At 34.7% G+C, this 13,190-nt stretch carries 16 protein-coding genes and 1 pseudogene; 6 read left to right on the top strand and 11 right to left on the bottom strand.

Features of this window, described 5'->3' with window-relative positions:
* Positions 1-564: 564 nt before the first annotated feature.
* The 7 genes and pseudogenes from BAQ46_RS01765 to BAQ46_RS01735 all read right to left on the bottom strand — a co-directional run bounded on the left by BAQ46_RS01765 (position 565) and on the right by BAQ46_RS01735 (position 5,749).
* On the bottom strand, positions 565-936 hold the full coding sequence (locus tag BAQ46_RS01765; protein WP_000402491.1) for a DUF1304 domain-containing protein: 372 nt from the start codon (positions 934-936) through the stop codon (positions 565-567).
* Positions 937-1,403: 467 nt separating this feature from the next.
* A pseudogene (locus BAQ46_RS01760) lies at positions 1,404-1,718 on the bottom strand (L,D-transpeptidase family protein); the annotation flags it as partial.
* 511 nt (positions 1,719-2,229) lie between these two features.
* Entirely contained in the window at positions 2,230-2,433 is a 204-nt protein-coding gene (locus tag BAQ46_RS30980) for a hypothetical protein (protein WP_249024538.1), read from the bottom strand.
* A 564-nt stretch (positions 2,434-2,997) separates the two neighbouring features.
* Complete coding sequence (locus tag BAQ46_RS01750) at positions 2,998-4,449, bottom strand: PH domain-containing protein (RefSeq protein ID WP_071741538.1); 1,452 nt, start codon at positions 4,447-4,449, stop codon at positions 2,998-3,000.
* Positions 4,442-4,918, bottom strand: coding sequence for a PH domain-containing protein (locus tag BAQ46_RS01745; RefSeq protein WP_000371358.1), 477 nt, complete (start codon positions 4,916-4,918; stop codon positions 4,442-4,444). Before BAQ46_RS01745 ends, BAQ46_RS01750 begins: the two co-directional genes overlap by 8 nt.
* 79 nt (positions 4,919-4,997) lie before the next feature.
* The gene (locus BAQ46_RS30525; RefSeq protein ID WP_000783813.1) at positions 4,998-5,165 is read right to left on the bottom strand and encodes a hypothetical protein; all 168 of its coding nucleotides are present in this window, start codon (positions 5,163-5,165) and stop codon (positions 4,998-5,000) included.
* A 2-nt stretch (positions 5,166-5,167) separates the two neighbouring features.
* Entirely contained in the window at positions 5,168-5,749 is a 582-nt protein-coding gene (locus BAQ46_RS01735) for a TetR/AcrR family transcriptional regulator (RefSeq protein ID WP_000164849.1), read from the bottom strand.
* A gap of 155 nt (positions 5,750-5,904) precedes the next feature.
* Here BAQ46_RS01735 and BAQ46_RS01730 point away from each other — a divergent pair, with 155 nt between their 5' ends.
* On the top strand, positions 5,905-6,048 hold the full coding sequence (locus BAQ46_RS01730) for a YjcZ family sporulation protein (protein ID WP_000522746.1): 144 nt from the start codon (positions 5,905-5,907) through the stop codon (positions 6,046-6,048).
* Positions 6,049-6,088: 40 nt separating this feature from the next.
* Here BAQ46_RS01730 and ecsC read toward each other — a convergent pair whose 3' ends face one another.
* From ecsC to ecsA, 3 genes are read right to left on the bottom strand one after another with little or no spacing between them, the layout of a single operon-like run.
* Complete coding sequence (ecsC, locus tag BAQ46_RS01725; RefSeq protein WP_000634130.1) at positions 6,089-6,796, bottom strand: ecs operon protein EcsC; 708 nt, start codon at positions 6,794-6,796, stop codon at positions 6,089-6,091.
* A 13-nt stretch (positions 6,797-6,809) separates the two neighbouring features.
* A complete protein-coding gene (gene ecsB / locus BAQ46_RS01720; RefSeq protein ID WP_071741537.1) occupies positions 6,810-8,021 on the bottom strand; it encodes an ABC transporter permease EcsB in 1,212 nt (403 codons plus the stop codon).
* Complete coding sequence (ecsA, locus tag BAQ46_RS01715; protein ID WP_071711167.1) at positions 8,014-8,757, bottom strand: ABC transporter ATP-binding protein EcsA; 744 nt, start codon at positions 8,755-8,757, stop codon at positions 8,014-8,016. Before ecsA ends, ecsB begins: the two co-directional genes overlap by 8 nt.
* Before the next feature lie 559 nt (positions 8,758-9,316).
* Here ecsA and BAQ46_RS01710 point away from each other — a divergent pair.
* From BAQ46_RS01710 to BAQ46_RS01700, 3 genes are all read left to right on the top strand, one after another.
* Positions 9,317-9,751 carry an HIT family protein gene (locus BAQ46_RS01710; RefSeq protein ID WP_001016840.1) on the top strand — a complete coding sequence of 145 codons (435 nt, stop codon included), beginning with the start codon at positions 9,317-9,319 and terminating at the stop codon, positions 9,749-9,751.
* Positions 9,752-9,929: 178 nt separating this feature from the next.
* On the top strand, positions 9,930-10,292 hold the full coding sequence (locus BAQ46_RS01705) for a YtxH domain-containing protein (RefSeq protein WP_000030300.1): 363 nt from the start codon (positions 9,930-9,932) through the stop codon (positions 10,290-10,292).
* A 298-nt stretch (positions 10,293-10,590) separates the two neighbouring features.
* Positions 10,591-11,148 carry an HTH-type transcriptional regulator Hpr gene (locus BAQ46_RS01700; RefSeq protein WP_000834918.1) on the top strand — a complete coding sequence of 186 codons (558 nt, stop codon included), beginning with the start codon at positions 10,591-10,593 and terminating at the stop codon, positions 11,146-11,148.
* A 5-nt stretch (positions 11,149-11,153) separates the two neighbouring features.
* Here the strand turns inward: BAQ46_RS01700 and BAQ46_RS01695 are convergent, their stop codons facing one another.
* Positions 11,154-11,489 carry a DUF1878 family protein gene (locus BAQ46_RS01695; RefSeq protein ID WP_000383660.1) on the bottom strand — a complete coding sequence of 112 codons (336 nt, stop codon included), beginning with the start codon at positions 11,487-11,489 and terminating at the stop codon, positions 11,154-11,156.
* 118 nt (positions 11,490-11,607) lie between these two features.
* On the opposite strand from BAQ46_RS01695, the gene BAQ46_RS01690 reads away from it, so the two are divergent.
* The gene (locus BAQ46_RS01690) at positions 11,608-11,802 is read left to right on the top strand and encodes a hypothetical protein (RefSeq protein ID WP_000172692.1); all 195 of its coding nucleotides are present in this window, start codon (positions 11,608-11,610) and stop codon (positions 11,800-11,802) included.
* A gap of 426 nt (positions 11,803-12,228) precedes the next feature.
* Positions 12,229-13,095 carry a peptidylprolyl isomerase PrsA gene (gene prsA, locus BAQ46_RS01685; protein WP_001993409.1) on the top strand — a complete coding sequence of 289 codons (867 nt, stop codon included), beginning with the start codon at positions 12,229-12,231 and terminating at the stop codon, positions 13,093-13,095.
* Positions 13,096-13,190: the final 95 nt, after the last annotated feature.

Here is a 13,190-nt window from a genome sequence, read left to right as displayed (position 1 = left end):
CTGAGCGTAAATATGTACTTTATGTGCGGGAAAGGAAGTACATTTCATTTACTATCATTACTTAAAACTCCTAAATAGTTGGTTTTCTTCTTTTAAAGACAGAAAGGAATTTTAATAATGTGCGCAAAGTTCTCACCAAGCTCTTTACTACACACACTCTTATACACATAGAAAAACTTTTTGAACTTCATATATCTTCTGACGATTTGATACACACTCCGATTTGTAACATACTAAAAAACAAAAAGAAAACAAACTGCAATATAAGTTACGGTTCGTAACTATTTTGTAACACAAATGTAACACACTGTTTTTAAACATACAATAGTTTTTTTACATTATTTTCCCCACCTTCTATATTTTAAAGCGTTAATCCGGTTCTAATCCTTAATGTAATACGTATTTTCATAACAATCGCGCTAAAAAAAGAATTTACATTTTTGATTAAATTGAAGGATATACCCCCTTAAAAAGAAAAAATACGCTATTCTTTCCTATGAGCCTATAGGAAGAAAGAATAACGTATTTTTCAAAAATGAGTTCTTTTATACAAACGCTTTAGTTCTATATCACAATTAAAAGGGCAATCAACGCTAATATAGCTGGAAGTCCTTGTTTTACAATAATTGATTTATTAGATGTGAAACCGCCGAACAGAGCTGCTACTACCACACACATTACAAAGAATAATTGAACCATATAACCAATTGAATTGAGACCAAGTATAAGTCCCCAAATGAGACCAACGGCTAAAAATCCATTATATAAACCTTGGTTTGCAAACATAATGGCTACGTTTCGATCTCCTTCTAAATGCTCGGGTAATTGAAAAGCACGTTTTGCCACTTTTGAATTCATAAAAAACATTTCGAGGATCATGATAAATAAATGTTCTAATGCTACGATCCCGACTAAAATAGCTGCGATTATTTCCATAGTATTGTGCCCCCTCTATCTTTGCTTTAATCTTATAGCTTATATAAAAATCCGACATCGTCTGAATAACACGTTTTCGAAAATTCCTCCTTCTTACTTATTAAAACATTAATTGATACCTCAATATTTGATGCATCAATTAATATATAACTCCTCTTTTAGTTTTGCAAGTTTTTTTGCTCAATTCGTTTTATTTTGTTCCGTCAACTTTGAATCAATTCAAAATCCCTGTTCACTCTCTAGAAACTATAGTGTTTTTCAATAACTACATAAAAAAATCAGCTAAATCATCAAATTAATAATTAGTTGTCTCCAAAGACGAAAATTTTATATCATTTTTATTATTTTAGGGGCAATCCATTTTGCTAGCTCTATGGGCATTTGATTACACCAACAAAACAAAAATTGCATACTTAACAAAAAAGCCTACTAATGAAAGTAGACTTGAATTTTTTTAGGTTATTAACTTAATAATTTATCAGTTCATTTTCAGGGGTTTGAATAATAACAGGTTTTTTCCCTGGATCAATCCATCTTAAAATATCAATCACATTTTGTTTATCTACACCTGTACATCCTTCTGTCCATGAAGTAGAGACATGGAAGAAGATCGCGCTTCCTTTGTATGGTGTACGTGATTCCGTATTATAATTAATTACGAATCCATAATCATATGCTGGGATATACATATTTTCAGCTGACTTCCATCTACCTCTTACGGGCTTTTCTTGTAGCGTATTATAATATGGAGATTTAGAATCATCTACCCAAACATGATTTGGTTTTGCTTCCAAACTTTCGCAACGTTATTTTCTTACATAGCATTTAATTCACTTGATTATCAAAAAGGAATCCTATTATTTATGTATATTAGTGTTATCAGTCTTAAACTACAAAATAAATAATCAAAAGGTTTCCTATAAACTCAACCACTAAAAATCCTCCAATCCATTAAAATGTATAATTAATCTTCAGTTTGCTTTAATCGAAATATACTTATTCCTTTTTCCTTAGCCATGTTTTCAAGATTACTCTCTAAATATTCATAGACTTCTTCAATAGAATCTTTAGACAGAAAAATATGTTCTAAATCCAAAGGATCTTTAACCGTTATACTTTTTTAGAAAAAAGATTTATGATTTGTGGCAAAACACGTATAGTTTCGCACTCTAAATGTAGTCGTCTTCCATTTTTTAAATTGAGAATTAGGTCTAAATTAATTCGAGTCCCAGGAAGGAAAAGAACAGCGGTGAGCTTCTTAACAACAGAAATCTCTATATCGCTAATTTCGCTTTACAGAAACTCTTCTACCGGCTCTTTCTTTTTTTTTATTTTAAGCGCCTCACAAAGTGTGATGGTAATATTATGCTCTCCCAAAGTAGTTATACAAAAAGGGTGTAATTTACTAGCATATGTAGGATAATATCTTCCTTCTAATTCAATAAATGTTGGTAATATTCTATTTTCGGAATACAACAAAAATTCTTCCTTTTTCATAACCATTCCACCTTATAAATATATTATTAAAACAACATTTAACAACAAATGCTTAAATATATCACAAATAAAATCTAAAATTTTACTAATCAGGATAAAGTTGGTATACAATTATTTTACCACAATCTCGAATATATGTATTGTCTTGTCCGTATTTCAGACATTTTTCTTATTTTCACTTATATTTATCGATTTACTGCCAGTATTTTATTTAAGAAAAGAAACACATCCACCTTCCGATTGCTACATTTATGAGCGATTTAACGGGTGATTATACAGCCTTTTCTAATCCTAAGTTGTAATAAATACAAACTGCTGATTTATAAACCACCTATACTCCATCATATGAATACTTTTAAAAGAATACTAACGTCCCTATAACAAATGTTTTAGGAACGAACTCTATTCATAAAAACAAAAAAATTTCTCCTTACCATCGTATATTTGAAGAAACATTATTAAAATAAATAGAATTAATAAAATGAAAATATGAAATTAAAATTATTTTCCATCAGCTTTACACAAAAAAACAGCCCGCCTTCCGCAAAAGACGAGCCATTCCATTTAATTCTCACTTATTCTCTTCTTATACCAATCCTGCATTCTCTCCGCATCTTCTACTCTCGTATGCTCTAATTTATAACTCGATGATGCGCTCGAAAACTTATACGTACATAAATCCGCGCGGCGCTGGAAATAGGATTGCGTCTTTTCCATTGATTGGACGTGTCTTCTTCTAACAAGTCCTGTATATTTTCCAACACTACGATATACAAGCGTAATTTGCTCTCCATTTACACTGTAACCATTTGTTTTAAATGTTGCGTATCCAAGTATAAAGATGAGGATCGCAAGCGGAATGAGTGCCCACATAATGAAGTGCTTTTCAGGGTATATACTTATTCCAATAAGCGGGATAGCTATCATTGCGAAAAAGACAAAGCTATCAATGAGATAGCGGCGTAATGCTGCTTTTGGTAATGAAATCATATTTGTATTCAGTTCGTATGGTAATTGTAAATGTGCGAGTAACTGTTGTACTCGGTCTTTTCGAATGATTGGATGGAGTGTAACTTTTTCTTTTTCGTCACCCGTTCCCTTACTTTGAATCACTTCTACTTGCACAGCACAATAGCCGAATGGCTGACGTAAAATACTTTCTTTTATCGTAATACCTTGAATACGATGTAACTTTAGGACAAGTTCTTTTTTCTCAAGTAATCCTTGTGAAATGCGGACTTCGTCATTTCTTCGATTTACTGTGAAATCTCCATGTTTTAGCGCATAACCGATTGTCGATATAATCCATGAAAGGACGATCAAAATGGCTATCATGAAAATCAAGCCATATATATCGTGGTCCATTACATACGACTTTACGCCATTCTCTATCCATTTCGGAATGTATTCCTCTACTTGGTGATACACGAAAAAGATTAACGAGAATAATAGTCCAAACTGCCCCGATGTAACAGAGGCTAGTAAAATTTCTTTCCAAGTCAATTTATATTCTGTCGTTTGTTTTTCTTCTGTAACGATTTCTTTTTCTATTGCATGTTCCGCTTTTTCGTCTAGCGTTCCTTCTGCTTTCATTTCTGGAGTTGGCTCATTTAGCAAAGCAATAAGCTCAGTTGCCTCTTCTACTGTAATACCGGCTAAACTAACCTCCGCATCATCGCCCCCACCAGCTGTTTCGATTTGGATTTTCTTTAAGCCAAGCATTTGATATAACACGTTAGAACTTGTATTAATCGTTTGAACACGTTCTTTATTTAAGTAGCTCTCCTTCTTCACAAAGAGGCCTTGTTTTACATGTAATACGTTATTTTCAACCCAGTATGTTGTGTAATACCATTTTTCAAACGCTGAAAAAACGGTGAGTAAACCGAATGCAGCGGGAATTAAATACCAAAACGGGAATTTTCCATTTAAGCTAAACATGAAAATAAAGAGTGGTATAAAATCTGTTATTTTTAATTCCAGTAACATCGTGATTGGATGCTGCCTCTTATACATCCTCATCACTCACTTTCGCTAATTCTGCGATTTTCGTTTTCAACATTTCCGCTTCATACATCGTTAAGCCTGGAATGCTGTGAGAAGTTGCTGCTGTTGAAATGTGTAATTCTGCTAAACCGTATTTTCTCATAATCGGTCCTTGTTCAATCGTCACATGCTGTACACGAATCATCGGTACTAATACGCGCTTTACGACGAAAAGACCGTGTTGAATTTCAAGTTCTTCTTCATTTAGTTGGTAGCTGTAATAACGCTGACGTAGTTTTGGGAATAAAAAGTACGAAAATGGTGCGAACACAACTGTTAGCCCAATCATCACATACAAAATCCACGCCCACCAATCAAACTTTATCATGAGGAAAAGGTAAGCTAAAATGACAAGAATACCGATTCCTTCTTCAATTACAGCCCGAACTTTCCACACCTTGACCATGTCAGGGTGAATTTCATTTTTCAATGGATCCATGTAACCACTCCAAATCTAGTAATCTAATATATGAATAGTCTCAATCTATATTTTACATAACCTTACAGAAAATTGAAATTCAATCTTCTTTCTTCTCAGGAATAAAATATCCGAACCAAAGTAGCCAAATGAAACCGATTAACTTCATCCAATTTCCATCCGCTTGAAAAGCTTCTATCATGCCTGGAATTTTATACACCCCAATAAATCCAAGAAAACCGAGCCACCAGTTTTTTTGCATTTTCATCTTTACTCCTCCTTCATGACGTTTTTCACATTTCGAATCCAAATTTCCTTATACTTTAACTGAAATCCCATGAGTATGTAATTGCTCATATTATCAATTACAAGCGCTAGCGTATGAGCGTTTTCTTCCGTTGCATCTTGTGACACAACGCCCAGTCTCGCGCCTTTCTTCAATAATTCGTGGAAACCATTTAAAAACTCTTCTTGTATTTCAAATAAGCGTTTCTGATACTTTTCATTTCGCGCCGCAGTTACGATAAATTCATTTATGACGCGCAGTATTCCTTCTTGTCCTTCATACTCAGAGAGCATATGTAAACCATCTGCGATTAACTTTTCTGCAAAGTTTTCTTTCGTATATTGCTCTTTATCGAAATAACTCACGAAATGATACCCAGAGAAAATTTCTTCAAATAAAAAATCGACTAACGCTTCTTTAGAAGAAAAATGATAATAAATGGCCGGTTTTGAAATACCTACCTCTTTCGCAATCATGGAAAGGCTCATCTTCTCAATGCCGTGCTCTGCCATAAGTTTAAATGAAGCCTCTACAATGTTTTGCGATGTTTGTAAATTCTTTGTCATACTGTACCTCACTTATTTTTACTTACCGGTCGGTAAGTAAATTATAAAATGAAACGAAATGATTTTCAAGTTAGTTAGCGCTCCAGGAGGAATTTATTGGTAAATGGAGAAGAATATAAAACAAAAGCAATATATAACAATAAGGAGGATATCATATGGGACTTGGTGGTAAAGGCGGTAGTGGTGGTAATGGCGGCGGGGAAGCTGGACAAGCTGGCAAAAGTGGATTTTCATTACTCATTGTACTTTTTGTCGTATTGATTATAGTTGGAGTTAGCTATATTGGGCTTGGCTTCTAAGAAAAGGCGTCCTACATTACACATGTAGGACGCCTTGTTTTTAATCCTTATTCAACAATCGCATACGATAACAATTCATCGTTACTTCTCCAAGTCTTTGCAGTAATTGATAGTTTGCATATGCGCCGACCGGGGCACCGATTATTGGTACGAGCTGAAGCATTTTCGCTAAATCGATATAGTCTCGGTACTCTGTTTGGAACTTTTCCCAGTCCATATGATTTTCTTCTTCTGTATCCCACGTTTCGATTGCTTTCCATATTTCTTTTCGGTGTTCATCACTTGAAAAGGCAAGTTGGAAAACGTGAAGGATAAAAAGGCGCTCTTCTTTATCGCTCGTATCAAATCCGTACAATGTTGCTGCATCGAATAAAAATTTAATTTTAATGCCGAGCAACAGCGGAAAGTCAGCAAGGCCAAGGAGAATACCGCCTGCTCCCGTCCCCGCTCCTTCTGCCGCTGCTATTTTTTTATACTCATCCATTTTTTTACGTACTTCATCATCTCGTCTTTGCAATGACCAGTTCGTCTCTTTTAATTTCGGCTTTATAAAGTTTGATCCGGCACTAATTGTTTGCACCATCATCCGAATCGTTTCTGTTAATACTTTTTGCACTTTCGCCGGAATAAGCTGCTGTACTTTCGTCTGCACTTTCTTTGAGAACCGTGTCATCATAGAAGAATCTTTCATGAATGTAGCTTTCCACTGCTCCAGTTCTTTTATAACCTTTTCTTCATATGTAATCATAGGTTCATTCCCTTCAATTTAAACGCTCAATACGTTTTGCCCCGTATTGATAAACGAAACCGATACTAAATACTATGCTTACGACTAGTAAAATTCCTGTCATCATGAAATCTTTCGTAGCAAGTGCAAATATGATTGTAAATACAACGCTGCCAATAATGAGAATTGCATTTAATAAAGTAAGAAAATCTTTCTTCTTCTCTTCTCCGCCTACTGGGTACAAATCAAGCCAAATTTTCATGCGGTGATGTTTCCATAAAGTTAATAGCTGATAACCGATTAAGTATAGGAAGATAAGGCTTACAATAAATCGTCCATATAAAAACGGAATGAAGTAAAGAATAACTCCGCCAAGAGCGAGCAGGCGCACATATAAGCCAAAATAATTACCAGATCTTAAGAACGTTCTCGTATATAAGTATAAATAGGTACGCTTTTCACCGATCATCGAAAGAATGAAATCAAGCCATTTTCTACGTGCTACTCTCTCTTTTAATGCTGGTACATCAACGAACATGTTCGCGATGCGGTACAGCAGCATCATCTTCTTACCTTCTTCAGAAATTAAATACTCCCAGTTTAACGGCTTTCCCTTCACCATTTGATGCAGAATAGCGAGGTATAACACCATCAGAAGGATGATTCCGGCAATAAACATAACGGAAGTACGTTCCACAAGGAAATAAACAAATAAGGCGTTTAAAATAAATCGAATGAACCAATCGGCTCTTTGTATATTTTGATCTGTTAAAAATGACTTTTCCCACGCGACGAATAAGTTCCACGCTTTTACAATGATAAACGCGGTTACAATCCATATGTAACCAGCTCCTGTTTGTTTCATTTGCTGGAAGTATAACGGAGCAAGCGCTGCTGCTACGATTGCAATTATGTATAACTGAATCATAAACGTAAAAAGAAATGCCTTTGTGAAGTATGGTTTTAACTTTTCTTCCACTGGCAGTAAGTAAACGAGATCCGCTTCTTTTAATAACGTTTGAATAGATCCGGCCGTTAATACGAATCCAAGTAACACTGCCATAACGAGCGCAGTCGGAAACGAAGGTGTTAACGTTTGTAACCATTGCTGGTAATAATACGCTCCTGCGCCGATGATGAATACGAAAATAAATTTTAAATGATCATTAAATACGTATTTACTATATGTACGAACTTCTTGTAAAAAGTAACGAAATCGTTCTTTCCATAACGCTGTGCTATTCATAATCTTCTTCCTTCGTTAATGCAATATAAATGTCATCTAATGTTGCACCAGGCATATTAAAGTCAGATTGCAGTTCAGATAATGTTCCCTTCGCTCTTACTTCACCTTGATGCAGAATAATGAATGAATCACAATAACGCTCTGCCGTCGCTAAAATGTGTGTACTCATTAAAATACCTGCGCCGCTCTTTTTCATTTGATCCATCATTTGAAGAAGGGATTGGATCGCTAACGGATCAAGCCCAACGAACGGTTCGTCTACGATGTAAAGAGATGGCTCTACTAAAAACGCACTCATAATCATTACTTTTTGTTTCATCCCTTTTGAGAAATGAGACGGAAACCATTTCAAACGATTTTTCATACGGAATTCTTGTAATAATTGTCCTACACGTTCTTCATATTGTTTTTCATCAACACCGTAAGCCATCGCTGTTAACTTCAAATGTTCTTCTAGCGTTAGCTCATCATATAATACTGGTGTTTCTGGGATGAACGAAAAACTAGAACGGTACGCTGTCATATCATCACGAATTGTTTTCCCATTAATCGTGACAGTTCCTTTTTTCGGTTCCATTAAACCGATAATATGTTTAATCGTCGTACTTTTACCTGCTCCATTTAAACCGATTAAGCCGACAAGTTCACCTTTATTCACAGAGAACGAAACATCTTTTAATACAGGTCGTTTCGTATATCCTCCTGTAACATTTTCTACACGCAATAACTCGCTCATACGACACCACTTTCTTCATTTATATTCGTTCTATATTCATCTTACCAAAAATTACGCTGTACTACATAGTATCGATGCGTTCAAAAAAAATTTAAATTTGTTCGCATATATTATTACGAAAGCGGACATCATAATTATTGAAGAAGGAACACATTGAAAAAGCGACCACCTATTGATGAGTACAACAACATAGTGAAGTCATCATGAAATGGGGTGTCCATGTTGGACAAAGGAATTTACACATAACCAGATTATTTGTTTTATTTTCGAAACGGGGTGTCTCCGAAAGAGCATATACTGTTTTAAAAAGTAAACAATTTCATTTAAAAAGATTGCAATTCATTTCACTTGAAAATGGGGTGTCTACGGCAGAAACTTTAGCCGATTTACCGTGCATTTCTTAAAATAAATGAGGTGTCTGCGAAACGTAAATTACGATAATGCTTTTTCAATCCCTCTTCAGAAAACAGGAAGCTGAGTCAGCTTCCTGTTTTTCGTGTTTGTTCTCTTATGTAATTATGGTAAAATACGGCTAAGGATATTTGAAAGGATGAGATCAATGAATCATACAGCGGATAATTGTATTTTTTGCAAAATCATTGACGGGCAAATCCCTTGCTCAAAAGTATACGAAGATGAACATGTGCTTGCATTTTTAGATATTAGTCAAGTGACAAAAGGACATACTCTTGTTATTCCGAAAGTTCACAAACAAGACATTTTTGCGTTAACGCCAGAAATCGCATCACATATTTTTTCTGTCGTTCCAAAAATCGCAAATGCGATTAAAGCAGAGTTTAATCCAGTTGGCTTTAACCTACTTAACAACAACGGTGAAAAAGCTGGACAAACTGTGTTCCACTTCCACCTTCATTTAATTCCACGCTACGGTGAAAACGATGGTTTCGGTGCTGTTTGGAAATCACATCAAAATGAATACACAATGGAAAATTTACAAAACATCGCAAGTACAATTGCAAATAGCGTGAAATAGTGACACTATAATAAGTAGTCATACATAACAAGCCACTTTCCTAAAGTGATTAAATATGGCACGGCTTGTTTCTCCACTTAAGATGCCAGGGACTGCACACTTTCCTTTCCCTCGTCTTAAAGATATGCATATTTTTTCACATCATGAATACGAACAAAAAATAAGGAGGTCTCCTTTTATGTCAAAAGCTAAATCCTTTATTACCGGTGTCATTTGCGGCGGAGCAGTTGCTGGACTAGCTGTTCTTTTCTCAACTCCTTCTTCTGGCAAAGACATGCGCGGCAAGTTAAAAGAAAAAGGAAATGATATTAAAAAGACTTTAGCTGATATTACAGCTGATACAAAATTATTAAAACGTCAAATCGTTGAAACTGCTTCAGAAGGTAAAGAAGTGTTCCAAGAATTAAAAGACGATATGCACGATACACTTTCTAACTGGAAGCAAGATATTTCTCAAAACAAACGACATATTGAGAAAGAGATTTTGGACATTCAAAAATCAATTGAGAAACTACAAGAAGCTGTTCCGGAAAAAGCGTAAACAAATTCCTGCTTAGTTTTTTGCATATAACAAATATTTTTTATATAAATGGACCTTAACACGGCATATCACATAGATATGCCGTGTTTTTATGCATTTACAATATATGTTATCACTTAACATGTATGGACAACACATGTATTCATGACTCATAAACCGCTTCCATAGTTATGCATGATTTGTATAGAATGTCATTTTTTTAAAAAATTTTCACAATTCTCACAAAAAGACTTTATTAATTTTTATTTTACTGGCATAATAGATAGTAATGAAAAAGAATGTTAAAGTGGGTGAGTATATGAAAAGTGGAGAAAAAGATTACTCGGTAAAAGAAGCGATGATTTTCAGCCAACGCATTGCTCAATTATCGAAAGCGTTATGGAAATGTGTAGAGAAAGATTGGCAGATGTGGATTAAACCTTATGATTTAAACATTAATGAGCATCATATTTTAACAATCGCTTATCATTTAAAAGGGGCTTCTATTTCTGAGATTGCTAAGTTTGGAGTTATGCACGTATCAACGGCGTTTAACTTCTCGAAAAAGTTGGAAGAACGCGGCTATCTTGTATTCTCGAAAAAAGAAGATGATAAACGAAATACGTACATCGAAATTACAGACAAAGGGGAAGAATTACTACTTCGCTTAATGGAGGAGTATGACCCTGAAAATAATTCAGTGTTTAATGGGGCTCTTGCACTTCGTAATTTTTATGGGAAGTTCCCAGAAAACATCGAACTGATTGCTATCTTGCGTAACATTTACGGACAAGACTTCATCGATATTTTTGAGAAATCATTAGAAGATATTGAAGAGAACTTTACAGAATCCGATCAGAAGTTAGTTAAGAAATAATCTATTTATTTTTTCGCAATCATGCTTAAGAATTCATTCATAAGCGGTTTGAATAAACCTTGTTTTGCTAGCGCTTCCGCAGTTTCGTGTACTTCGAGCTGATGTGGAAGCGCTTTTTCAAATTGATCTAACAGCGCATCGAACAAAAGAAGGCCTTCTGCTTTCTCCGCTACATATTGTTCGTTCAGTTTTTCACAAAGATGTAGTATACGTTCAACATCTTTTTTACGAGCTTTTTTCTTTATGATCAAAGAATAAAATGGACACTTTTCTTCATCAATCATTTTAAATAGTAGGTCTACGTAGTATTCAGCTTGTTCTAATCTTCTAACAACGTCCATTTTCTCCCTCACTTTCTAACACAAAGTCTTCTATTTCTGAATTTTATAACACGAACAAAATATCGTATGATACAATATATAAAGTATATGTATTTTAGCCAAAAGGAGGTCTCGCCTCATGACACTTATAACAGTTGTTTTTGTCGCATTCGCACTTCTTGTTATATTTTACACGAATTTCATGACACATACACTGTGTGAACGAAAACAAATATCTGCGAGCCGCCAACCCGGTGTCTTTCGGGTTATTAATGTATGTATAACAATTTTATTAATTTCTAGTTATATAGAAATTATATTTCATGGAAAGTGAGGAAGGAAAGCCCCTTCCTCACTTTTTTCCTCTATAAGCAAATTATACCTACAATAACCAATAAAATAAACAGTACAAGTAATAAAATAAGTTGAGAATTCATCCCCCATCCCCTCCTCTTTTCTGTATATGCGACATACGCCCAATATGGCACACCTTCAAAATCTGACACGTACTGGTTAATTTTTCTTTATCAATATGAAAACACGTCGAAATATGATATATTAAATTTTGTACATATTGCTTATACTATGAAATAAATGACACGCATCTTAACTTTATCCTAAAGCCTCGGTAAGCCCTGTTAAGCGCGCTTTACCAATATACAAAGCAAAAGTATCAGTGAGACTTAATCGGGCTCTTATGAACTAAAATTCATTGGTGTAGGATAAATTAAAAATACATAATAGTAGGAGTGTTTATCGAATGAAGAAAGCTATGCTTGCCTTAGCCGCAACAAGTGTAATCGCATTATCAGCATGTGGAACATCATCATCATCAGACAAAGTTGTTACTTCTAAAGCTGGTGACATTACAAAAGAAGATTTCTACACGCAAATGAAACAACAATATGGTAAACAAGTACTAAACAACATGGTTATGGAAAAAGTACTTATTAAAAACTACAAAGTTGAAGACAAAGATGTAGACAAAAAGTTCGATGAAATGAAAAAACAATACGGTGATCAATTCGATACACTATTAAAACAACAAGGTATTAAAGAAGAAACTATAAAAAATGGTGTGCGTGCTCAATTAGCGCAAGAAAAGGCTATCGAGAAAACAATCACTGATAAAGAATTAAAAGACAACTACAAGCCTGAAATTAAAGCAAGCCACATTCTTGTAAAAGATGAAGCAACTGCGAAAAAGGTAAAAGAAGAACTTGGACAAGGTAAATCTTTCGAAGAGTTAGCGAAACAATACTCTGAAGATACTGGTTCAAAAGAAAAAGGTGGCGACTTAGGATTCTTCGGACCTGGCAAAATGGTTAAAGAATTCGAAGAGGCTGCTTATAAGCTGAAAAAAGATGAAGTAAGCGAACCTGTGAAATCACAATTCGGTTACCACATCATTAAAGTAACAGACATTAAAGAGCCAGAAAAATCATTCGAACAATCTAAAGCTGACATCAAAAAAGAAATCGTTCAGAAGAAATCACAAGACGGCGAATTCATGAACGATCTTATGATGAAAGAAATCAAAAAAGCTGACGTAAAAGTTGATGATAAAGATTTGAAAGATCTTTTCAAAGAGCAAAAAGCTGACGCTAAGAAAGACGAAAAGAAATAATGAAATAAAAAGCTTGGGCTTCGTGAAGTGAACCCGAATAGTGGCACATGAAAAAAACACCTCCTGAATTCGCATACTAAGTATGCAAATTCAAT

The sequence above is a fragment of the Bacillus paranthracis genome, assembly GCF_001883995.1.
In the GTDB taxonomy this organism is placed as follows: domain Bacteria; phylum Bacillota; class Bacilli; order Bacillales; family Bacillaceae_G; genus Bacillus_A; species Bacillus_A paranthracis.
This window is presented reverse-complemented; position numbering and strand designations above follow the sequence as displayed.